The organism is Bacillus cereus group sp. TH152-1LC (assembly GCF_027710505.1).
GTDB lineage: Bacteria > Bacillota > Bacilli > Bacillales > Bacillaceae_G > Bacillus_A > Bacillus_A mobilis.
In genome coordinates, this window is the sequence record NZ_JAQFNK010000001.1 from 224,433 (window position 1) to 246,138 (window position 21,706).

The window sequence follows — 21,706 nt, forward strand, 5'->3', positions numbered from 1 at the left end:
TAGAATAACAGGTAGTCTGAAATAAAAGTCCAGAAAATAAAATCAAAAAACAGAGTGAAGAAATTTCTTTACTCTGTTTTTTTGTACATTTTCTTATATACGTGTTATAGAAGTGGGGCTTAAAACAGTTTTTCTGTTAAATTTACAACTCGTAATTGTCGTTAAATAATGTAAATATTTTCAAAAAACCTTTAAAAGATATATGGCTATATGTTAAACAAAAGAAAGCTTCTTGATAATTTTAGTAATTTGAAGAAAGGAGGTGAAAATAAATTGAAGACTACAAAATATAATGTTTTATTGTGTTGTATCCTTATAATTTCTTTATTTATAGGAACTTCTCATTCATATGCTGCAACTAAAGGTTTAAGTGTACATTTTATAAATGTGGGTCAAGGAGATTCCATTTACATAAAAACACCCAATGGTGATGATATTCTAATTGATGGCGGGAACAGGGATGGAAAGGCTGTTATTGCTTATTTAAAGAAGCAAAAAGTGAATGATATTGAAGTGATGATATCGACACATCCAGATGCTGACCATATGGGTGGTTTAGACGATGTACTAAAAGCGTTTAAAGTTAAATCTGTATACGCACCTAAAGTTAGTCATACAACCAAAGTGTATAAGGATTTTTTAGCGGCTGTTAAAAAACAGGGATTGACTATTAAAACGGCGAAAAAAGGTGTGGCTATTAATTTAAAAGGAGTATCTGCTAAATTCATTGCTCCAGTTAAAAATTATAGCAAAAACGATTTAAATGATTGGAGTGCTGTTCTTAAATTAACCTATGGTAATAAATCTTTCTTGTTTACTGGTGACGCAGAGTTAAAATCAGAAACAGACATGATTAACTCGAAACAAAACATAGCTTCAACGGTATTAAAAGTTGGACATCATGGAGCCAAAACATCAACAAGTGATAAATTCCTTAAAGTAGTTAAGCCTTCTTATGCCGTTGTTTCTGTTGGGAAAAATAGTTATGGTCATCCGACATCAGTGGTAATTAATAGATTGAAAGCAAAAAAGATAAAAATATTCCGCACTGACAAGCAAGGAAGTATTGTTGCAACAACTGACGGAAAGAGTTTAAAATTCAATGTTAAATCAATTAACTAATGACGAGGTGAAATTATGAAGGGAATAATAGATAGATTTGAAGGAAATAAAGTTGTGGTGGAGATTGATGGGAAAACGAAGGACTTTGATAAAAATATGTTTCCTCGAATTACAAGAGTAGGAGATGTTGTTGAAATTAGTAACGGAAAAGTAAGTATCCATAAAAAAGAAACGGAAAAACTTCGAAAAGAAATAGAAGACTTAATGGATGAATTATTTGAGTAAACTCTATATAAAAGCGACTAACTAGTAGTCGCTTTTATTATTATCTATCAAAAAAATGTTTATCTCTCACATGCAATATTGTCTTTGTCTCGGTCTAATTTGAAATTTACTTTATACAGTTCACTGGAAACAAAAGGTTTATATTTTGTTTTACTTCCCTTGTTTTTTGCAGAAGAGGATTTAGCAACTCCACCTTTATAATCTTTATTCATATCTTTGCAACTTTTGTATTTAATTAACTTTGTTTTGGCATAGACCATTTCAAATGACGAAGAAGCAGTAAAAAATAAAAATAATACTGTCAATAAGCAAATAAATTTTTTAATGTAAATCACCTCTTTTTTAAAGAAATATATAACTTTCCAATATCATTTTAATGAAAGATAACTATTACTAACCTAGTTTTTATTCATCAGCTAACATAATATATTCCCATTCTTTATCTTGTGCCATACGTAAAATATCTTTCCCTTTCATATTAGCATAGTAAATATAAATGGAATCAAATTGCCTCACGACTTTTCCGTTGTATTTTTTAATATTATTAATATGTTTTTGATTTTTGGCTTTTTGGTTATTGTTTGGGCTTTCTTTTTTCATTTCTTTTTCGAAATCATTACTATGAGCAGATATGCGGTATGTAGCATTAGGATTAGCCCTTATTTCATTTGCAAATTGAGTTCTTAATACCATGCGGGGGATAATCACTCCGCCTTTCTCTGGATATGATTCAACAATGTATTCTGCTTTGATTATTTTTGCTGTATCGTTTTCTACTTGAAGTTGAATATATCCATTTTCAACAGGGATTTGTCTTCCATCGTGTTCCACCGTATATTGAGCTCCCTTACCAGGTACGGAATAGCTAATTTCCCAGTAATCTTTAAATTCGCGTGTCCCTCTGATAAATACTTTACTCATTTCGAATCCCTTTGATTTCGCCCATTCCTGTAAATCCTCATTGTTTCTAAAATAATTTGCAGCTTCTTTAGCATTTTCCGGTATATTCCTATCCGAATTTACTTTTTCGAATTCAATTGGTATATCAAATTTTAATTTTGTTCCTTTGAAACTTATCTCCATCGTTAATTTTTCATCTTTATATAATTTTCTATCATCAATGAATTTTTTAGGAGTCAATACGATTTCCAATGTTTTATTGCTATTAGGTTGAATTGAGCCAGAACCCATAACCAATGCACATCCTCGATTAAAAGCATCCTGTCCATTAACCTTCACAGAACTAATGTCTAATAAACGTTGAACTGTTGAGCTAGTATTGACAGAAAATCCGGTATCGCAACTGTCACTTGTTTCGTACCTATATATTTCGTTTCGTTTATTATGAAGGGTTGCTTTGATTTTGATATCATCAGTTTCTGAATAAGTTGCTTTATCTAAATCAACTTTAAGCTCAATTCCATCTTTTTCAACGATTAATGGCTTTTGTGAATGACTGTTATTTTGGAAGTAGGAGCATCCAGAAAATATAAATGTGCAAGCAATAAGTGTCGACCACATTTTTAACTTTTTCAAATAATCACCTCTTTCGTATATTTTTAATATCATGTTTTCTTTATAAATCAACAAACAGGTAACAATTTAACAAAATATGGTAGTTCCTAAAAATAGACAGTAGGATTTTAATTAAATTAAAAAAACACTCTTTCATCACAAAAAGATGGAGTGTTTGGTATGGTGAAGGGTACGTATGCGAATGAAACAGGGAGAGCTTTGGAAAAAAGAGTTGCAAACCTTTTAGATTCGTATGGTTTTAAAACAATTAATGAAAGAGAATATAATAAAAATCCCGAAAAACATGGAAGTGAGGTTTTGCTTACCAATGTTAAATATACAAACATTTATGGTCAACCGGGAAAATCAGAGTTTATGCTTTGTTCGCAAAAATATAATATGAAACTTCGTATAGAATGCAAATGGCAGCAATCTTCAGGAAGTGTGGATGAAAAATATCCTTATTTACTGTTGAATTGTGTAGAGGCAATGCCGGAAAAAGAAGTCATTATTATTGTTGATGGAGGCGGAGCCAGAAAGGGAGCCGTTGCATGGCTCAAAAACAATGCTAAAACAGTAAAGAATAAAAATATAAAAGTAATTAATTTTGAAGAGTTTAAAGAGTGGACAAGGTACGCATTTAGAGAAGATAACGTGGAAAATATTCTATAAATGGTATACTTGTTATAAATTAATCTAAGTGAAGAATTATAAGAATGAATAAGCGGGACACACATAAAATAGTGACAAAGAACATAAATAAAACGTCTCGCATATCACATCGGAAGAGGTGAAAGGATAATGAGTTTTAAATACAAAGAAATTGGTGAATTTGATGCTAGTAAAGCAGCAAAAGCTCTTCTTGAATTAGCGCAAGAATCAAGGTTAGAAGATGAAAAAAAACGTAAAAGTGAAGATAAAAATGATGATAAAACAGTAAAGTAAACCCGGACATGCTCAATTTGTTCGGGTTTTTCTTCATGTTTAATAATTTATATAATGCGAAAAATAACTGAAAATGTAAATTAAAGGTATAATGTGAAAGAAAAAGATTTTAGGAGGAAAAAATAATGAATACAGCTAAGTTTACTGAATCTCAATTTTTAGATTTTACAAAGGAACAAATGAAGAAGATTTTACCAGATGGCGCTATTATTACCCAAAAAGGAACAATGGAATTTGAAATTCAAAGTGATAAATGGAAGGGGGAATTAACGCTCCGTAATATTTGGGAATCATATAAAGCAAGTGGCGATATGAATCAGATTATTGAGTTTCTAAATAACTCATTTTCTGCTCAAGAAAAAATGGATGATGTTAATAATTTCGATTTAAATAAAAATAAACATATGCTATTTCCGAGTGTCCGTTCTAAAGAATTTGTTGATAGTTTAATAGATACAGATAGTGTTGATGCTAGAATTCTTGCTGAAGAATTATTAGGGAATTTACAAAAAGTATATTTCTTATGGTTTGAAGGTTATTCGGTTCCGTTAAATACTACTCTTTTGAATGTTGGTGAAGGGATTACGGAAGAAGAGGTTCAAGTAGCAGCAAAAGAAAATCTTCTCAAACAAGGTTGGATTAAACATAGTGATGCAGGTCCACTAAGAGCTGGTAAGTTCTATGTTTTCAATGAAGGAAGGCTGTTATTCCATTATCAGTTCTTTATAAAAGAATGGGTTGAAGAAAATTTAGGTTCTGAATTTTATTTTTCGTTTCCTAATAAAAACATTGCCTTAGTATTCGTACCAGATGAAAAAGCAAAGACAAAACACATTCTATATGATAGAAATTTTCTATTGGATAATACATTAATGGACTACGAAGCGCCATATCCAATGAGTAAACATGTTTTTTCTTATCGAAATGGAGATTATAATGTTGTTTTATAATTTATAGAGGGATGCTTTACAGCATCCTTTTTGTATTTAAATACGTATTCCTTTGTATAAGGAATAAAAAGTATCTGATGAAATTCAAAAAAATTAAAGAGTTAATATCTTGATAAATTAACGGATAAAGATTATGATATTATTGCGTTAAGAGCACCGTAATGCTTGAGAAAAGAGCAGGGATTCATATTCAAATCCGGGTAAGCCGAAAATTATTTACTGAAGTATTCAGAAGAAATTCAGAACAAAACCTTTATTGGTTGGTTCGTCGAATACATTGCTTGGATTTCCGTTTTTCTCATCAAAGTGTTGAGGAACATATAACGTAAATATCTTATCTTCTTTGGAAGATAGATATAAAGAATTACAGGTGAATTTCAATATGCTATTTACAGTATAAATTCAAAAAATAATTACATAGATTCTTGTTACGAGGCTATATTATTAATTTTTGTTTGCAATTCTGAAATTCCGTCAAAATGTGCAAAAATAGAGTGTTATATAAGAATGGAGGCTATTATATTGGTAACAAATACAGAAGAGCCAAAGGTTAAAATTGCAGAATTAGGTGACGTAGTAAAATTCGAAAGAAAAGAAATGGAGTTACAAGGTGTAGTTGTAAAAGCTACTGAAAACTCAGTAATTGTAGACCTAAAAATTATGCCAAATCACGAATCTATTGAAATCGATAATTATATAACAGTAGTAAACCATAAGAGATATACAATTGTAGCTAAGAGAAAAAAATAATTTTTGGGCAAGCTATAATTTTTTAGAAAAATAGAATCATAAGAAACATGCAGCTAGTATAAGTTGCATGTTTTTTTGTGATTAAAAAGCCATATTATCTATCGATAACATGACTTTTTATGTATTTAACTCTGGGATTTCATGTCCAACTCTATATTTTTCACAGCATTCATGAACAGCTCCAGCTTGCGCATTTCGTAATTTAATTCGTTTTTAAATCCCGCTAATAATAGTTGTTTTCCTTTCTCAATTTCATCTTCTTTCACATAAATTTCTCCGCTTACACTTCCAGAATCGAAACGACAGTAGGCGTAGGGATGATTCATACAAAATTCATCTAGTCCGATTTCATATTCTTTATAAATTATGTCTCCATCTTCGAGTACATAATATCCTCTTCCATCTTCCTCATCCTCGCCATCTACATGTCTATAATTTACATGGAGTTGCAATTCTGGATTGCATTTACTAAGGTGTGTTCTTGTTATTAATTCTTCTTCTGTGAAAGAAAAACCAGATGAAAATAGATGCATATGACCGTTTATCACTGCTAATTTCATAATTAACTCTCCTTTATCATGTGTAGTTATGTACAAAGAATGAAGCTTAAGAAGCTTTTTATATTACGCGAATGATTTTTTGATTTTGTTCAGAATGGATTGTTCGTTTTCTTTGGCTGCATATATGCTTTCTACAAACCATTCTCCATTAGAAGTGCGTACAATTTTGTTATCTGTATTTAATCCATTTAGTGATTCTGAAACGGTAGGGAAAGTGGTGCTTGTCCCTTTTGGAATATAGCTAAGAAATGCATAGTACATAGGATGTTCTCCAAAAACAACAACTGCATCATTACCTTTTTGGAAATGTTGAATGCCTTTTATATTATGAAATAATGACAATACTTCTTTTTCTAATTGAGTAGAGGATAATGCGTTCAATGAATTCACCTCACGTTTATAAATGTGAACATTGTTTGCAAGTAAATTCGGAAAAACCTTTCAATGGGAACAATGATTGGAAAGCTCTTATAGTGTATGATTGCATCTGTTTTAAGGCTTAAAAATCATGTATGATTAAGAAAAGGGAGTGAAAAGGATGAAATATAAGAAACAAGAAAAATACCCTCCTATGGAAAATAGTCATGCTATTTTAAAAGATAAAACCGTGGCTGTAGTGGGGTTAGGTGGATTAGGAAGTCATTCTGCTGCATACGCCGCTAGAATGGGTATAGGAACGATTATATTAATTGATGATGATGTGGTTGAAGAAACAAACCTCCCTAGACAGGGGCTATATACACAGAGGGATAGTGAGGATAATCTATTAAAAGCAAACGTTGCAGCAGAGCGATTGAAAATGATAAATCCTGATGTACATATTCAGAAATATGTTTTAAGATTAACAAGTGAAAATGTTTCTGAATTACTTGAAGGTGTAGATGTGGTTCTAGATGGAACTGATAATTTAGCGACTAGATATATCATTAATGATTATTGCTTTGCAGAAGATATTCCGTGGGTTTATGCTTCAGCAACAGCAGGTATCGGGACTGTTTCAAATTTCATTCCAGGAAAAACACCATGTTTTCGTTGCGTATTTGGAGATGAGACAGAAGAGGATAATGCAAGTTGTGATATAAATGGGGTTATTTTACCGGCATTGACAATGACGACATCCATTCAAGTAACAGAAGCTTTAAAAATTTTATTGGATAAGGACCCTTCCTTTGAAGAGATTCGATATAACATTTGGACGAGGGAAGAATCTTCAGTGGATATTTCAATTTATTTAGATGAAGAGTGTCGATGCCAAAAAAAACAGTTTCTGAAAAAAGAAATGGGTAGCACACGTATGTATATGATTTGTAATGGTGATTCCATACAAGTTCATACTACTTTTTCTTTGTCAGAAGCGGAATCCAAAATGAATCATTGGGGATTTTGTATATCCAGAAAGAATGACATGTTAGTGGAGGCTACTACAGGAGAAAATCAACGTATTGTAGCATTTAAGACAGGAAAGATGGTATTTTATCATATTGATAAACATACCATTCAGACGATTTTATAAAGGAGAAAAGAAAATGGAGAACATGATGCAGCTTAATATCGAAATTCAGGACCATACAGGGGACAGAAAATTAACGTTAAATTGGGAGCCAGGTGATAAAGAGGCTGAAGAGCATATGGAAGCCATGTTTTATGACTTACAAAAATCCGGTTATCGTTTTTATTCTGTCAAAAGAGTTCTGGGTATTTTCAAGAAGAAAGAAGAAGTAACACGTTATGACCCAAATTTAGGTGAACTTATTTACAAGAAACCAAAGAAACAGATTGATAAACCGCTTAATGAAGTGGCACCAGTTAAACAAGACCAATCAGATATCGAGAATAAAGAAGTTACGAAAACAAAAGAAGAAAGTGAAAAATCGCAAGGTTCCTTAAAAATGTACGAGGCAGAAAAAGAAAAGAAAACGAAATATGAAGACCATAAAAAGTACAATCCAGAAAAAGAATCATTAGATACTAGTCGTGATTATGTCGCAACTAAAAAAATGAGAGCTGGATAAGAGGGGAATACATAATGGAACAAGGAAAATTATATGAGGAACAAGTCCAGTACATAAGAGAAAATAAAGAAAAGATGTTTGCCTTTTTAAAGGATACAAAACTCGGATTTGGTTTAAATATTCCGGTTTACTTTTCAGCTATGGCTATATATGAACTAAAAAAGAAATACACTGTCGTTGCAAAAGAGATAGATACAGAAAAGTTTACTATTAAGGAATTCGGAACAATAATGGATGCTGTGACGGTAAAGCCAGAAGAAGATTATTCGCTGAAAGATGCTTTAAAAATTGAAGTGAAGATGAGTGTTATTGCAAGTTACATAAGAAGCATATATGGTAAAACTGTGTATCCTTCTGAGATTAGAAGAAAAGAACAGGCACTTCATAACACTATAAAAAGAGCTCAAAAGTGTATTGATGAATATTTTGAAACTCACGACGTGAATTATCGGGAGATAGCAGATATTATCGATATTTATGAATTACATGTTAGAGATAATGGAAGACAAGTTGATTTACACTTCGGTCATTTCGGTCTTTCTTTATGTAATGGAGCTACCTCAAATGACCTGATGCAGTACGTGACTAAGCAAAGAGTAGCATATAAAGAAAAATTTGAATTGGTTGTAGCAGGTAGTAGTAGAATCAAAAAGTTAGAAGAGGTTATTAGAAAAGCAAGCCAACATGAAAATGAACTTAAAACAATGCTTTCAACTCTTCAAGAAGAGTTACAGTTTTCGGAATATGCTATTCTTACTAAAACCAAAGAACAGCTGCAAACAGAAATGGAAGGCAAAGAAAAGAACCTAACCAGAATTTTTGAGTTCCAAGAGGAATTAAAGCATGAAAAGGTTTCTTTACCAAAACATGCTCATATAGATGTAAATAATCTAACTGTTTCCATTCTTAATTTTATATTTGAATTGGATAAGAAGCATGCTGCTGAATTTGTACAAGAATATCAAAATTACGAAAAGATAGCTGAATTTGTTTCAAATATAGAAGATGGTTTAAATAAAGATGAAATTAGGACGAAAGCACAATACAAAGATAACGTATTGCAAATAACTTCTCGCATTAAAAGTAAAACAAGAAATATATTAGAAGAAGGCAGACTAGGTTTGAAAAAACCTATCAAAAAGACAACAATGGTCTTGAATTGCGTGGACGGAAGGTTGTATCGACCATCAGGAGAAGAAGTGTTAACACCGGATGTTGTTTTATTTGAAATGATGGAAAAGATAAGAAACATCGATAAAACGTACCTAGAATCTGTTCAGAGAGCCAAGAAAATGCTTTTAACAGTTCTTTCGGAAGCAGAAGAAAAGTTGTTGTTAGAAGAAAATATGACCTTCTTAGAAGGCAAAGAAAACTATTATGCATTGTTAAATGCACAAACATATAATAACGTAGTGAAAATCCCTAAATTCATGAATGGTCCTGAAGACATTAAAGCACTGTGTATTCATCCAGAAGATTCACAAGTGCCAATGTATGATGGATTTGCTGCGATTGCTCTAGCTGTTAAAAGCGGGGACGAGGAGTACGTTTTAGAAAACAGTAATGAATTTAAGTTAGCAGATAATCTTAAAAAGAAAGTAATAAAAGTATTTAATTCTTTCATTCCAAATCAAAACTTGAGCATGGTATAAGGAATTGTTCATAAGGAAATATAACATGAAAATGCACCTGTATAATAAATAAATAGGTGCATTTTCATGTTTATAAACAATATATACATATTACATAACATGTATATACAAAGTATAAAAATAGTATATGTTTAGTATGTTTTTCATATGAATGACTTGTAATTCTTAGTTCAACATTCGATAAAAAGTATAAAAGCGGACTGAACAAAGTATTTTGAGGTATGAAAAAAAGTTTTTGTTGTTTTCACACCTTTTAAAAATGTGGTTTAAAATTATATGGAAAAATACTGAATGGAGTGGATATTATGGTAAATGAAAACTTAGAAAAAGAAAAAGTATATGGTGTTATTGGTAAGGAGTTAACACTAGACGATTTTCAAATATATCAAAGAAAAGGTTTTATTACTACGCAATCCAATTTGTTAAAATACAACGACAAATCATTTCAAATAGTGCGTTCGTTAACAAGTGATGAGGTTGATTTAATTTCGGCTCCGATGTTTAAGGTTCAATTTGAAGACGGATTTCAAACAGAAGCATTTATGGATGAAATCTTCGAAAGAAAAATCTTTGATGAACTAATTAAAGATGAAAACCTATTTCGCGACTAAAGGGAACATTATAGTATCATGACCATTACATTTCTAATGTAATGGTTTTTTTATAAAATTAATTTGTGTGGTAAAGAAAGTTACAAACTATGAAAAATAACCTAATTTAAAGAAAAAGAGCGTGTGAATAATAAGTTCACATGCTCTTTTTGAATTGTATTGTTTTTTAATATAAAGTGAAATATCCTATTCAGAATACGTAATTTTAGGTGAGAATAATTACTTTTTTAACATTTCTTCAGCTTGTCTTATTGTAATTTCATTCTTCTCATCACCGAATATCATTCTGGCAATTTCTAAAACTCGTTGTTCATCGGATAATTTAGTGACAGTAGATACTGTTCTTTCATCTTTAACAGATTTTCGAATTAGGAAGTGTTGGTTGCCTTTAGATGCAACTTGTGGAAGGTGAGAAATTGCAATGACTTGAGAATGTGTTCCCAGTTCATATAGTTTTTGTCCGATATGTCTACCAACTTCTCCGCCAATACCTTCATCTACTTCATCAAAAACAATCGTTTTGCCTTCTTCTGATAAGTTGCTAGCGATTTTCATAGAAAGAAGTACCCGTGATAACTCTCCTCCTGATGCGATTTTAGATAATGCTTGTGCGTCTTCTCCTTTATTTGCATTAAACAGAATGTGTACCTTAGAGTATCCAAATTCATTTAAATCCTCTGTTGTTTCTACGTTGAACATAAAAACAGCGTCTGGCATACATAGTTCTTTTAATTCTTTTAAAGTGTTGATTTCTAACTTTTTCGCTATAGTTTTACGATTTTCATGTAGTTCTTTGGCTAATACCAATAGAGACTCTCTCATTATCTTTTCTTCTTTTTGCATCCGAATAATATATTCTTCTTTGTTATCAAATGTATCTAGTTTTTCCGATACATCATCGAGATGCGCCAAAATGCCCTCAATCGTATCCGCGTACTTTCTTTTCATTTGCTTAATGGATTCCAAACGATAAATAACTTGATTTAAACGTTCTTCATCATATTCAATGCTTCCTACATAAGATTCTATTTCTCCCTTAATATCTTGTAATTCATAATAAGCGGATTCTATTCTTTCTGAAAGAGCTCCTAGCTTTTCATCATATTTCGAAGCAATCAATAAGCTTTCTTTTGCATCGTAAATTTCATCAATAACTGAAAGGGAATGAATAGAACTTTTTGCATTGCTAGATATTTGTTCAAAACTATTTAAAAATCGTAGTTCTTCTTCTAATTCATCATCTTCTCCAATTCTCAAATTCATTTTCTCGATTTCTTTTTGTTGAAAACGATACAAGTCTAAAAGTTGTTCTTGTTCTCTTCCTTTTGACATTAAATCATCTATGGATTTCCGTAATTCTTTGTAATGACTATATTTTTCTTGATAAGTATGCAATAAATCTCTATGGTGTTTATCAGCATGGTTATCAACCCAATGGAGATATTTATCCTCTTGAAGTAATTCTAAATGAGCTTTCTGTCCGCAGATTTCAATTAAATCCTGGCACATATCTTTAATAACCTGTGTAGATTGGATACTTTCATTTATTTTTGCGATAGAACGACCATTTGCAGAAATGATGCGCTGGATAATCACAATGTCATCAGGGGATTCAATATTCCTTTCTTTTAAAAGTTTGTCCATTTTTTCTGTTTTAAGAAAAACTGCTTTTAATTCTGCTTTATCTCTTCCTTTGCGTACGAAACTTTTACTTGTTCTTTCTCCAATGATGCTAGATAAAGCATCAAACAAAATACTTTTACCCGCACCTGTTTCGCCGGTAATTACATTGAAACCATCTTCAAAATTTATTATAGAATGTTCTATAATGGCAAAATCCTTAATTTCAATTTGAATTAACATGCTTCACCTCAGTAAATATAACTAGTTATCTATAATTCTATATCATTTTTATAGATAAATGTCTACAAATCTATCGTTTTTGGTTGGGGTATACCTGTATAAAGAGAGAATTGAAACCAACAGAGGTGATTATTCTGATTTTGCTTTTTAGTTATATTTTTATTTTTTTGAATAGGATTTTTACAAAACCTTTAAAAAATATAACTATCATGCGAATGCAAAGTCTTCAAAATAGATGATTCAATGTATTTTCAATCATCATTCGCTTTTAAATTAACTTCTGGGAGTGTTATTTTAATGAAAATTACATTAGCTCAAGCATTGCCGGTTCGTAACGCTATTTCTCGTCGTATCCAAGAACTTTTACAAGAACGCAATCGTGTTGCATTTGTAGAAGTAGAAAAAGGTGAGCAATACGAAAAACCGACTCGAAGCATTGAAGTTGTTACAAAAGAATTAGAAGAAACAAGAATGGATTTTAGAAGACTAGATGTGTCAGTTGCAGAAGAAAACTTACAAGCAACAATCCAATGGGACGGGGAAGAAATTTCACTTATAGAAGCTATTGAACTAGCAAAACAAATACGCGGCGAAGTGAAAGATTTAAAGAATTTCGGTAATCGAAAAAAACAAGAACGAAAAGCTTCTAATGGTTGGGGGAATACAGATGCAAATATTATTGTATTTGCAATGTATGAGCCAGAAGAATATCGTAAAAAAGCCTTGAAACTTGAGAGAGAAGTGACTCGTCTTTCGTTGGAAATCGAAAGAAAAAATCACTTTGTTGAATTTGAATTCGCAAATGCTGAACGGTATATTTAATTAAGTGCTAGACTGTTTGTGTCTAGCCGTAGGGGGATAACAAATACTTTTTCCCTCTACGGCTGGTCATAAGCCAGCAACCGCAGAGAAGTGTGGAAAACGCTTAGCTTTGTGCGTAACAAAAGCAGTTAACATTATTGTTATCAAATTAGTACATACCGGATATGTAAACTTGGGATGGAAACGGATAACGGTTAACGGTTAACAGGTTACGATGATTACGAATTACGGACGTTGGCATACGAAATAGGTTCTTCTTTTGTAAAAGAGATATTTTAAAATATAATTGCCCGTTCTCTGCTGGTTTTAATATGAAATTTAATTTTAAATTTAAAATAACATAGAGATTTATAAATAGATGACTGCTAAGAAAATTAGCAGTCATTTTTTGTTTGGTATAAAACGTTACAATTCAGAAAATGTTACACGAAAGCTATTTTGAACATAAATATTTTTTAAGTTGAAAATAAATTTTTGTATGTTATTCAGATTAAAAAACTAATTACCGTTACATTAATGTAATAAATGATACAGAAATGAAATGTTATGTTCATATTCAATTCATTTTTCAGATGTATGTTGAAAATGAATTTTAAGAAAGGGTGATATATTTGTTTTTAGCATGGAAAGAATTAAAACGAAACAAAATGCGCTATGGTTTAATTGCTGTAATGATGATTTTATTGTCTTTTTTAGTTGTGATGATTACCGGTCTTGCAAACGGATTATCGTATGACAATGCTTCTTTCATCAAGACAACAAAAATGGAGCATTTTGTACTCTCTGATGATGCAGAGAAAAAATTATTACGTTCTTCTATTTCAGAATCTGATGAAAAAGCAATGACGAAGGGTTTTGAAGAGAAAGAGTATGCACCATTACATATTAACATGAGTACATTAACGAAAGAAAAAGATGGAAAGAAAGTAGATGTAACGGTTGTCGCTGGACCAAACGTAACAAATGTAATTCCTGATATTACAGAAGGTAAAAATATTAAAGGAAATTCAGAAATTGTTGTAGATGAAAAGTTAAAGAAAAAAGGAATAAAAATCTCTGACAAACTACAAGACCCAATTTCAAAACAAGTATTTACGGTTGTTGGATTTACGAAAAATGCTTCTTTTAGTCATACAGGTATTGCTTTTATGAATAAAGAGTCATGGGATAAAATCGCGCTCCCAAATCAAAAAGAATTTAATACCATTGCTTTCACTAAACAACCATCAGTTAAAGATTCAAAATGGGAGATTGTAAGTAAAAAAGAATTGCTTCAGAATATCCCTGGTTATAAAGAAGAACAAGGGACATTAATGATGATAGTTGGTTTCTTATTAACAATTTCCGCATTATTAATTGCAACTTTCTTCTATGTAATTACATTACAAAAAGTAAAACAAATTGGTGTATTAAAAGCAATTGGAACAAGCAATCGCATACTAACTATGAGTTTGGTATGGCAATCTATTTTAATTTCTGCTTTTTCATTTGTAATTAGCGGAATTTCTCTATTTGGAGTACAACAAATAATGCCTGAAAGTATGCCATTTTTACTTGAAAATGCAACAATGCTTCTTTTTGGATGTGTCTTTGTTGTGATTTCTATTTTTGGAACATGCATTTCTCTTATTCCTATTTTAAAAGTTCATCCATTAGAAGCGATAGGAGGAAATGAGTAATGAATAGTATTTTAAGGCTTGAAAACGTAAGTAAAACATATGGAAAAGGGGATACACTTGTAACAGCTCTTCATCCTACATCACTAACGGTAAATGAAGGGGAATTTATTGGTATTGTAGGTCCTTCTGGTTCAGGAAAAAGTACATTATTATCAACATGCGGTGCTCTGCTTGCTCCAAGTACAGGAGATATCTGGTTAAGAGATAAAAACATTACGTCGTTTTCTCAAAAACAACTAACGGAAACCCGTTTAGAACATATTGGTTTTGTATTTCAATTTGCTAATCTTGTTCCTTTCTTAACTGTAGAAGAACAATTGAAATATATATTGAAATTACAAAACAAGTCTGGCGCGGAATATACAAAAGAAATTCAAGATTTACTAAAACACTTTGGATTATTAGAGCGAAAAAATCATTATCCAAATCAACTTTCAGGTGGAGAGCGTCAACGTGTTGCGATAGCAAGAGCATGCGTACATCATCCTGATTTGATTTTAGCCGACGAGCCAACAGCAAGCCTAGACTCAAAAAGAGGACAAGAAGTAATCCAATTATTATCGCACAAAGTAAAAGAAGAGAAAAAAGCATGTATGATGATTACACACGATGAAAAAATGCTAGCTTTATGCGATAAAGTATACACATTAAGAGATGGAACATTAGTGTAAAAGAGTTTCAGTAGCAAATTCTAAAAAATAATAGTAAAAATGACAGGTGAGCTAGAAATAGTTTATCTGTCTTTTTTTTGTTTATTTATAAAATCAGGAATTTTAATTCTGAATTCAAGAAAAGGAATTAAATAAAATGTTACAATTAACCCAGAAAAAACGAGGGGAAATTCAGAGGGATGACATTGAATAATAGCTTTTTACTAGATTATCCAGAACTAAAAGAACAATGGTGTTTTGATAAAAATCAAGGTTTAAATCCATATGAAATACTCTCAGGTTCTGATAAAAGAGCCTATTGGGTATGCGGAAAAGGGCATGTTTGGGATGCGTCTATTAGAAAAAGAACTATAAGAGGGCAAGGATGTCCGTATTGTGCTGGGCGTAGAGTTTCTGAAGATAATTGTCTTGCTACGGTTAATCCTGAATTAGCAAAAGAGTGGAATTACGAAAAGAATGAGGAATTAAATCCAGAATTAGTTACAGCAGTTGCGGGTAAAAAGGTATGGTGGAAATGCTCTTATAATCACGAATGGGAAGCTGCTATTAGAAATAGAAATAATGGTGCCGGTTGTCATTATTGTACAAAACAGAAAACGTTAAAAAAAGATTCAATTGCTTTTTTGTTGCCCGAATTGATGAAAGAATGGAATTATGAGAAAAACATTGGGATAAATCCAGAGGAAATACCGTTAAAGTCCACGAGGGTTGTATCGTGGAAATGCGATAATCATCATGAATGGGAAGATAAAATAATAAACCGCACTACTTATGAAAACAATGCTTGTCCTGTTTGCCAATCTCTTGCGTTTTTAAGACCGGATATAGCGTTAGAATGGGATTATGAAAAGAATTCATTGCCCCCAAATAATATAGCTGTAGGAAGTCATAGTGTGGCTTGGTGGAAGTGTTCAGAAGGTCATGAATGGAAAGAGCGAATCGAAAATAGGACCAAAAAACAAAACGCTAGCTGCCCTACTTGTGTATCTTTGTTTGTAAAGCATCCGGGATTATTGGAAGAATGGGATTTTGACAAAAATAAATTAAATCCAATGAAAATAAAACCAGGTTCGGGTAAAAAGGTATGGTGGAAGTGTATTTATAATCACGAATGGGAGTCGACAGTTGCCCATAGAGCACTTAGGGGACAAGGATGTCCTAAATGTAACTCACAAACTTCTTTCCCTGAACAATATATTGCTTATGCAATGGAAAAGCATTTTTCTGATGTTGAAAGCCGCAAAAAAGTGGATGGTGTGGAAGTAGATGTTTTTATTCCGTCTTTATCTCTAGGAATTGAATACGATGGCGTAAGATGGCATAAGGGCAAGTTAGAAAAGGACAAAAAAAAGGACCGTGTGTTTTCTTCAAAAGGGATACATATCATTCGAGTTAGAGAAGATGGTTTAGAAGAATTAGATACTTCTACAGTATTTAAAATTACGAAAGCACCAAAACCAGAAGATTTGCAGAATATGTACGTTCAATTAATACAGTACATAAATGAACGATTCTTTAAAAATAACAGAATTGTTCCTGAAGAACATATTCCGTACCATGAAGTATTAGAATACATAACCTATAAACAAAAAGAAAACAGCCTTGCGTTTACACATATTCACTTAGTAGAAGAGTGGGATTATGAAAAGAACGGGAATTTAAAGCCAACTCATTTTACACATGGCTCGGCTGTAGAAGTATGGTGGAAATGTGAAAGAGGGCACAGTTGGAAAAAGATTATTAATAAACGTTCAAAAGGAGAAAGTTGTCCCTATTGTTGCGGAAGAAGAGCGGATGAAATAAATAACCTGTCTGAACAATTTCCACACATTGCAAAAGAATGGAATGCAGAAAAGAATAAACCATTAAAACCACAACATATTACTCCGAAATCGGGTAAAAAGGTATGGTGGAAATGTGAAAAGAACCATGAATGGGAAGCTGTTGTTTCCTCTCGAACTTTATCAAAGTATGGTTGTCCATATTGTTCAAAGAAAAAATCTAGTGAAGAATATAATCTAGTGAAAACTCATTTTGAATTAAGTAAACAGTGGCATCCAACAAAAAATAATGGATTATTACCAGAAGAGGTAACACCAGGTTCGGGTAAAAAGGTATGGTGGAAGTGTGAAAAAAATCATGAGTGGGAAGCTGTTGTTGCACATAGAACAGGGAATAATACAAATTGTCCGTATTGTAGTGGCAGAAGGGTAACAAAGGAAAGAAGTCTATCGGTTAATAAGCCTCATTTGGTGAAAGAATGGAACACTGAAAAGAATAAGAACCTGACACCTAACGATGTCACCGTGTACTCCGGGAAAAAGGTGTGGTGGATTTGTAATAACAATCACGAGTGGGAAACTACAGTAGCAAATAGAAGCTATGGCACAGGTTGTCCGGAATGTTACAAAGAAAACAGAAAAAAATATACATAACTGAGTTAAACAAAAATAAGAAATACATTTTCTTTCAAAAACCATTGACTTAGTGTGAGGTTTGCTATGTCATAATCATATATAATTGCTATAACAGTAATACAAAATAACCCCTATCTCATAATTTTGAGATGGGGGTTTTATTGTCTTATAAATTCCGAAAGATAATCATTGCTGTGAACTGTTTCCCGTATTCTTCCCAATCGCTGTGATATTTAATATCCAAAATTTCTATGGGACGCATGGAAAGGCTTCGTATAAATTCGTTTACTTTTGTCTTAAGAACAGTAATGCTCTTTTCTTCGAAAAATTCAACTTCTAGACCTTTTGCTGAACCAAACATTATAATCAGCTCCCTTCATTTAAAGATGAATGGCTAATAACGTAAAAGAAATGAAAAATCAATTTTCCATGCAAAAGAAAATTAGAAACAAAAAAAGCACCGGAAAATTACCGATGCTTCGCCTTTATAATGTGAAATCTAAAATGCATATAATTATGCTTTAACTTTGATAGGAAGCCATATGGCTCAACAATAAAAGAGGTTACTTTTCTAACAATTGGCGTTGTAGTAAATAAACAAATTGTAATTACAAAAATGAGCAATAATCCGAAATCCCATATTGTTTCAACATCTTTTATAAAATGTTGTTTGTCCAATAAATAACGAATCCAAAATCCATGTAAAAGATATGTATACATTGTGTACGCGCCAAATTTACTGAAATACGTTTTTTTATGTGTAACAAGTGAAAAGAATGCTACACATGCTAAAAACATAACAACGAAATAAATAATTCTATATTCTGCTGCTTCTAACCCCGTATAACCATAATAGGAATAGGATTTACTAGCCCAAAGCCATCTCATAGATACATTGTGTGACAAATAAGTGTAGCTAAATAAGCTAATAAAAAAAACAACTGATAAAAATCGAATTACTTTATTTTTAAGATAGTCAAAATGCTGTTTCTTTAATAGATATCCCGCGAAAAAGAAAGGGAAAAATGTAAATGTTCGAAGCAAACTAAAATCTTTTCCTAATTCATCTACATAACCAGCTAAAACGGCGATTATAACAGATAAGATGAATGGAAAAGGCAATTTTGTAAAAAGAATTAACAACACATGCCAACAGAAAAGGCTCACTAAAAACCACATAATCCAATAAGGTGTAAAAAACGTTAATTCAAATTTTTCATGAAAAACGAATGAAACAAATACAGAATATATGGTTTCAAATACAAGATAAGGTAATAGTAATTTTATGATTAATTTTTTGTAGTGCCCAGCTTTTCGGAAATTTTTCGAAAAATATCCAGAAACCAAAATAAAGGCAGGCATGTGGAAAAAAAATATACCTACATACAATGAATTCAGCCATTCATTTGATTCAACAAAGGGTCTAATACTATGACCAAAAACAACTAAGGAAATTAACATGAATTTAGCATTATCAAAATAGTATTCTCTTGTTTTTGTGTTCATTTGTGTAACCTCCAATTGTAACCTCCAATTAAGAGATTATTAGTATTTTTATTTATTTTTCCTAAAAAATAGATAATTCAAAAAACAACAGTAAAAAACCTCTACTTAAACATCTAATGAAGTTTAAGTAGAGGATATAATTGCTATGTTAATTATCTTTAGAAGAACGTTCTTCTTGGTATTTCAATCCGAATCGTATTAATTCATATATCGCAGTAGACCGATTCGAAATCATTTCATCATTTTGGTATTTCTCCACTTTTTCTAGTAAATCCGTAGGGAATCGAAGCGGAATATTCTTTCTTTCCAAATTGGAGATACCTCCTTGTATTCTTTTTGTATATACATATTATATACTTAGTGTCTCCAATAAACAAGATATTAAACCAAAATATTCTAGAAAATCAGCATGGAAAGTAAAGGAAATACACATAAAAATTAAAATTTAAAGAAGAAATAAACATTCATTATTAACACTGAAAGAAGGCATTCTAATGAAAAAAATGGTTAGTGGTATTTTAGTTGCCGGTATATTGTGTTCCGGTTTAGCAACTCAAACAGTTAGTGCGAGTACAGATGTAAATCCAAATGGTTTAAAAGAAAAAAACGTAACAACCGCAAATAAATTGGTTCCAAATAAAAAAGATATTCAAATTATTATTGATGACATTGAATTTGTATTTGACTCGAAACCTATTATGAAAAATAACCGTGTCCTTATTCCTTTTAGACAAGTCACAGATTATATAGGAGGAGACACGAATTGGAATAACAAAACAAAAACAATGACTGTTGTATATAAACAAAAGAAAATTGTATTAGAAAATAACAAAAACGAAGGAACTGTAAATGGTTCGAAAAAGAAGCTAGATGTTCCCGTTCAAATTATAAATGGTAGAGTGTATGTTCCAATTCGTTTTGTTGCTGAAGGTTTAGGAGCGAATGTATCTTGGGATTCAAAAGACAAAAAAGTAAACATTGATATTTTTGAACAACTATACACGCATCATTTCTATTCAAATGCAAAAGGGGAATTGGGTACGCCTATAACTCCATATCAGTATGGTATAAGATATAAGCAAGGAATCGCAGAAGGACGAGAACTTGTAAGTGTTACAGATGTTCGCGATATAACAGATAATAGTGAAGACCATATGATTTTCCGAGATGGTGCGTTTAATATCGGAGGTAAGTTACAACATACATTTTTATCAATAAGAAGTAAGGTTGCAAATGGAAAAGCAACTCACGTTCAATATTATGTTAATGTTCTTGATGAAAAGGACAACATAATATTCGAAAAAGAAGGCGAACTTGCAGACGGTTCATTAGAGAAATACATGAATTATACTGGATTAAAGGTATTAGAAGATATAGGATATACAAAAACTCAAAAATAGATAACGTAAAAAATAATATAAAAAAAGCTGATATATGATATATATCAGCTTTTTTTCTACGTAAGAGTTAATTGATAATCAACGGAACCACGTATAAAACAATCTTTTTTGCAATTTGTTATACAATTTTTTCTTATCCATAATTCCCCTCCTCCGTGTCACGTAGAAGATTCACTTGCCTACATAGATAGAAATGCATCAATTTTTGCTGTAAGTTGAATTTTATCTGTATCTTCAAATTGAATACCGACTAACTCATTCATTGCCGTAATTAATTCAATTAGGGCTTCTTTTGTGTAAGTATAAGCAAAGAAACAACCAGATTCTGAATCAAATTCAATATCTTTGTGATTCGGAGAAAAAGAGAGTTTTACATCTAACAATTCTTCTAAGCTTTCGTGACTTGTAAAATCAGAATAAAGTTCACTAAAATCTCCTGAAATCATAAAGCGCTCTAATTTGTTATTTTGAATCCAAACACTAAAATCAATAATTCCAGCCATAATGTTAATTGATACAGATTTTGCATCTTCTTTTATTAGAACTTCATAATCTTTAATTGAAAACGCTTTATTATTTATTCTGAATTCTTCTAATTCAGTACGAGTAATAAGAGGACCCATTAAAAAATTAAGAAAAACCGCTGTTCTCAAAATTGCTTGTTGTGAACCTGTCCAAATTTTAAGTCGTTCTTCATCAGCATCTAAGTACAAAACATCATGTTCAGAATTAATTACATAGTCTAAATGGTCCCGAAGCGCTTCATTGGTTTGAAATCCATTAATTTTCCCATTAAAATTTTCTTCAATTATGAATTTCCCTTTTGGTAATAAAGAAGCAGATAGGGAAGGGCTAGGTATATGTATTGTTAATAATCCCAACTTTGCTTCATAGTTAGTATGAGTTGCCATGATATTTCCTCGCTTTCTGTGCGGTTCATTTCTAATAATAGAATACCAAAAACAAATTTTGAATAGGGAGAAAAAAGCGGTTTTTTTCTAAGATT

The 21,706-nt window shown here is 31.5% G+C and carries 24 protein-coding genes; 15 read left to right on the forward strand and 9 right to left on the reverse strand.

Features of this window, described 5'->3' with window-relative positions:
• Nucleotides 1-273 precede the first annotated feature (273 nt).
• Nucleotides 274-1,122 carry a ComEC/Rec2 family competence protein gene (locus PDL00_RS01145; RefSeq protein WP_270725556.1) on the forward strand — a complete coding sequence of 283 codons (849 nt, stop codon included), beginning with the start codon at nucleotides 274-276 and terminating at the stop codon, nucleotides 1,120-1,122.
• A gap of 15 nt (nucleotides 1,123-1,137) precedes the next feature.
• Entirely contained in the window at nucleotides 1,138-1,347 is a 210-nt protein-coding gene (locus tag PDL00_RS01150) for a DUF3006 domain-containing protein (protein ID WP_270725558.1), read from the forward strand.
• Nucleotides 1,348-1,406: 59 nt separating this feature from the next.
• On the opposite strand, the gene PDL00_RS01155 is transcribed toward PDL00_RS01150, so the two are convergent.
• Nucleotides 1,407-1,673 carry an excalibur calcium-binding domain-containing protein gene (locus tag PDL00_RS01155; protein ID WP_442868310.1) on the reverse strand — a complete coding sequence of 89 codons (267 nt, stop codon included), beginning with the start codon at nucleotides 1,671-1,673 and terminating at the stop codon, nucleotides 1,407-1,409.
• Between the two features lie 79 nt (nucleotides 1,674-1,752).
• Complete coding sequence (locus PDL00_RS01160) at nucleotides 1,753-2,883, reverse strand: hypothetical protein (RefSeq protein ID WP_270725560.1); 1,131 nt, start codon at nucleotides 2,881-2,883, stop codon at nucleotides 1,753-1,755.
• Between the two features lie 159 nt (nucleotides 2,884-3,042).
• On the opposite strand from PDL00_RS01160, the gene PDL00_RS01165 reads away from it, so the two are divergent.
• The 4 genes from PDL00_RS01165 to PDL00_RS01180 all read left to right on the forward strand — a co-directional run bounded on the left by PDL00_RS01165 (nucleotide 3,043) and on the right by PDL00_RS01180 (nucleotide 5,507).
• Nucleotides 3,043-3,534: a PD-(D/E)XK nuclease superfamily protein gene (locus tag PDL00_RS01165; RefSeq protein WP_270725562.1), complete on the forward strand. Its 492-nt coding sequence runs from the start codon at nucleotides 3,043-3,045 to the stop codon at nucleotides 3,532-3,534.
• Between the two features lie 129 nt (nucleotides 3,535-3,663).
• Nucleotides 3,664-3,807, forward strand: coding sequence for a hypothetical protein (locus PDL00_RS01170; protein WP_270725564.1), 144 nt, complete (start codon nucleotides 3,664-3,666; stop codon nucleotides 3,805-3,807).
• Between the two features lie 125 nt (nucleotides 3,808-3,932).
• Nucleotides 3,933-4,757, forward strand: coding sequence for a hypothetical protein (locus PDL00_RS01175; protein ID WP_270725567.1), 825 nt, complete (start codon nucleotides 3,933-3,935; stop codon nucleotides 4,755-4,757).
• 522 nt (nucleotides 4,758-5,279) lie between these two features.
• On the forward strand, nucleotides 5,280-5,507 hold the full coding sequence (locus PDL00_RS01180; RefSeq protein WP_270725569.1) for a DUF2187 family protein: 228 nt from the start codon (nucleotides 5,280-5,282) through the stop codon (nucleotides 5,505-5,507).
• A gap of 125 nt (nucleotides 5,508-5,632) precedes the next feature.
• Here the strand turns inward: PDL00_RS01180 and PDL00_RS01185 are convergent, their stop codons facing one another.
• Complete coding sequence (locus PDL00_RS01185) at nucleotides 5,633-6,067, reverse strand: hypothetical protein (protein ID WP_270725571.1); 435 nt, start codon at nucleotides 6,065-6,067, stop codon at nucleotides 5,633-5,635.
• 63 nt (nucleotides 6,068-6,130) lie between these two features.
• Nucleotides 6,131-6,448, reverse strand: a complete 318-nt coding sequence (locus PDL00_RS01190) for a hypothetical protein (RefSeq protein ID WP_270725573.1) — start codon at nucleotides 6,446-6,448, stop codon at nucleotides 6,131-6,133.
• Between the two features lie 157 nt (nucleotides 6,449-6,605).
• On the opposite strand from PDL00_RS01190, the gene PDL00_RS01195 reads away from it, so the two are divergent.
• From PDL00_RS01195 to PDL00_RS01210, 4 genes are all read left to right on the forward strand, one after another.
• On the forward strand, nucleotides 6,606-7,580 hold the full coding sequence (locus tag PDL00_RS01195) for a HesA/MoeB/ThiF family protein (protein ID WP_270725574.1): 975 nt from the start codon (nucleotides 6,606-6,608) through the stop codon (nucleotides 7,578-7,580).
• A 13-nt stretch (nucleotides 7,581-7,593) separates the two neighbouring features.
• On the forward strand, nucleotides 7,594-8,079 hold the full coding sequence (locus PDL00_RS01200) for a hypothetical protein (RefSeq protein ID WP_270725576.1): 486 nt from the start codon (nucleotides 7,594-7,596) through the stop codon (nucleotides 8,077-8,079).
• A gap of 14 nt (nucleotides 8,080-8,093) precedes the next feature.
• Nucleotides 8,094-9,731 (forward strand): hypothetical protein, encoded by a 1,638-nt coding sequence (locus tag PDL00_RS01205; protein WP_270725578.1) that lies wholly within the window; start codon nucleotides 8,094-8,096, stop codon nucleotides 9,729-9,731.
• A 305-nt stretch (nucleotides 9,732-10,036) separates the two neighbouring features.
• Entirely contained in the window at nucleotides 10,037-10,342 is a 306-nt protein-coding gene (locus PDL00_RS01210) for a hypothetical protein (protein ID WP_270725581.1), read from the forward strand.
• Between the two features lie 219 nt (nucleotides 10,343-10,561).
• Here PDL00_RS01210 and recN read toward each other — a convergent pair whose 3' ends face one another.
• Nucleotides 10,562-12,205: a DNA repair protein RecN gene (gene recN / locus PDL00_RS01215; protein ID WP_270725583.1), complete on the reverse strand. Its 1,644-nt coding sequence runs from the start codon at nucleotides 12,203-12,205 to the stop codon at nucleotides 10,562-10,564.
• Nucleotides 12,206-12,502: 297 nt separating this feature from the next.
• Between recN and PDL00_RS01220 the strand changes: the two genes are divergently transcribed.
• From PDL00_RS01220 to PDL00_RS01235, 4 genes are all read left to right on the forward strand, one after another.
• The gene (locus PDL00_RS01220) at nucleotides 12,503-13,027 is read left to right on the forward strand and encodes a hypothetical protein (RefSeq protein ID WP_270725585.1); all 525 of its coding nucleotides are present in this window, start codon (nucleotides 12,503-12,505) and stop codon (nucleotides 13,025-13,027) included.
• A 611-nt stretch (nucleotides 13,028-13,638) separates the two neighbouring features.
• Nucleotides 13,639-14,706 (forward strand): ABC transporter permease, encoded by a 1,068-nt coding sequence (locus PDL00_RS01225; protein WP_270725587.1) that lies wholly within the window; start codon nucleotides 13,639-13,641, stop codon nucleotides 14,704-14,706.
• On the forward strand, nucleotides 14,706-15,377 hold the full coding sequence (locus tag PDL00_RS01230) for an ABC transporter ATP-binding protein (RefSeq protein WP_270725589.1): 672 nt from the start codon (nucleotides 14,706-14,708) through the stop codon (nucleotides 15,375-15,377). The genes PDL00_RS01225 and PDL00_RS01230 overlap by 1 nt, the downstream gene beginning before the upstream one ends.
• 179 nt (nucleotides 15,378-15,556) lie before the next feature.
• Nucleotides 15,557-17,812 carry a zinc-ribbon domain-containing protein gene (locus PDL00_RS01235; RefSeq protein ID WP_270725591.1) on the forward strand — a complete coding sequence of 752 codons (2,256 nt, stop codon included), beginning with the start codon at nucleotides 15,557-15,559 and terminating at the stop codon, nucleotides 17,810-17,812.
• 148 nt (nucleotides 17,813-17,960) lie between these two features.
• On the opposite strand, the gene PDL00_RS01240 is transcribed toward PDL00_RS01235, so the two are convergent.
• The 3 genes from PDL00_RS01240 to PDL00_RS01250 all read right to left on the reverse strand — a co-directional run bounded on the left by PDL00_RS01240 (nucleotide 17,961) and on the right by PDL00_RS01250 (nucleotide 19,610).
• Nucleotides 17,961-18,155, reverse strand: a complete 195-nt coding sequence (locus PDL00_RS01240; protein ID WP_098006403.1) for a hypothetical protein — start codon at nucleotides 18,153-18,155, stop codon at nucleotides 17,961-17,963.
• A 107-nt stretch (nucleotides 18,156-18,262) separates the two neighbouring features.
• On the reverse strand, nucleotides 18,263-19,300 hold the full coding sequence (locus tag PDL00_RS01245) for an acyltransferase family protein (RefSeq protein WP_270725595.1): 1,038 nt from the start codon (nucleotides 19,298-19,300) through the stop codon (nucleotides 18,263-18,265).
• 148 nt (nucleotides 19,301-19,448) lie between these two features.
• A complete protein-coding gene (locus PDL00_RS01250; protein WP_270725596.1) occupies nucleotides 19,449-19,610 on the reverse strand; it encodes a hypothetical protein in 162 nt (53 codons plus the stop codon).
• 184 nt (nucleotides 19,611-19,794) lie between these two features.
• Between PDL00_RS01250 and PDL00_RS01255 the strand changes: the two genes are divergently transcribed.
• Nucleotides 19,795-20,700 carry a copper amine oxidase N-terminal domain-containing protein gene (locus tag PDL00_RS01255; RefSeq protein WP_270725598.1) on the forward strand — a complete coding sequence of 302 codons (906 nt, stop codon included), beginning with the start codon at nucleotides 19,795-19,797 and terminating at the stop codon, nucleotides 20,698-20,700.
• Between the two features lie 179 nt (nucleotides 20,701-20,879).
• On the opposite strand, the gene PDL00_RS01260 is transcribed toward PDL00_RS01255, so the two are convergent.
• Nucleotides 20,880-21,611: a hypothetical protein gene (locus tag PDL00_RS01260; RefSeq protein ID WP_270725599.1), complete on the reverse strand. Its 732-nt coding sequence runs from the start codon at nucleotides 21,609-21,611 to the stop codon at nucleotides 20,880-20,882.
• Nucleotides 21,612-21,706: the final 95 nt, after the last annotated feature.

Bases quoted from the DNA above. Each gene is read 5' to 3' on its own strand.
- PDL00_RS01175 (WP_270725567.1), top strand. From the start codon at position 3,933: ATGAATACAGCTAAGTTTACTGAATCTCAATTTTTAGATTTTACAAAG.
- PDL00_RS01165 (WP_270725562.1), top strand. From the start codon at position 3,043: ATGGTGAAGGGTACGTATGCGAATGAAACAGGGAGAGCTTTGGAAAAA.
- PDL00_RS01205 (WP_270725578.1), top strand. From the start codon at position 8,094: ATGGAACAAGGAAAATTATATGAGGAACAAGTCCAGTACATAAGAGAA.
- PDL00_RS01220 (WP_270725585.1), top strand. From the start codon at position 12,503: ATGAAAATTACATTAGCTCAAGCATTGCCGGTTCGTAACGCTATTTCT.
- PDL00_RS01150 (WP_270725558.1), top strand. From the start codon at position 1,138: ATGAAGGGAATAATAGATAGATTTGAAGGAAATAAAGTTGTGGTGGAG.
- PDL00_RS01230 (WP_270725589.1), top strand. From the start codon at position 14,706: ATGAATAGTATTTTAAGGCTTGAAAACGTAAGTAAAACATATGGAAAA.
- PDL00_RS01235 (WP_270725591.1), top strand. From the start codon at position 15,557: ATGACATTGAATAATAGCTTTTTACTAGATTATCCAGAACTAAAAGAA.
- PDL00_RS01240 (WP_098006403.1), bottom strand. From the start codon at position 18,155: ATGTTTGGTTCAGCAAAAGGTCTAGAAGTTGAATTTTTCGAAGAAAAG.
- PDL00_RS01260 (WP_270725599.1), bottom strand. From the start codon at position 21,611: ATGGCAACTCATACTAACTATGAAGCAAAGTTGGGATTATTAACAATA.
- PDL00_RS01210 (WP_270725581.1), top strand. From the start codon at position 10,037: ATGGTAAATGAAAACTTAGAAAAAGAAAAAGTATATGGTGTTATTGGT.
- PDL00_RS01185 (WP_270725571.1), bottom strand. From the start codon at position 6,067: ATGAAATTAGCAGTGATAAACGGTCATATGCATCTATTTTCATCTGGT.
- PDL00_RS01245 (WP_270725595.1), bottom strand. From the start codon at position 19,300: ATGAACACAAAAACAAGAGAATACTATTTTGATAATGCTAAATTCATG.
- PDL00_RS01195 (WP_270725574.1), top strand. From the start codon at position 6,606: ATGAAATATAAGAAACAAGAAAAATACCCTCCTATGGAAAATAGTCAT.
- recN (WP_270725583.1), bottom strand. From the start codon at position 12,205: ATGTTAATTCAAATTGAAATTAAGGATTTTGCCATTATAGAACATTCT.
- PDL00_RS01170 (WP_270725564.1), top strand. From the start codon at position 3,664: ATGAGTTTTAAATACAAAGAAATTGGTGAATTTGATGCTAGTAAAGCA.
- PDL00_RS01255 (WP_270725598.1), top strand. From the start codon at position 19,795: ATGAAAAAAATGGTTAGTGGTATTTTAGTTGCCGGTATATTGTGTTCC.
- PDL00_RS01200 (WP_270725576.1), top strand. From the start codon at position 7,594: ATGGAGAACATGATGCAGCTTAATATCGAAATTCAGGACCATACAGGG.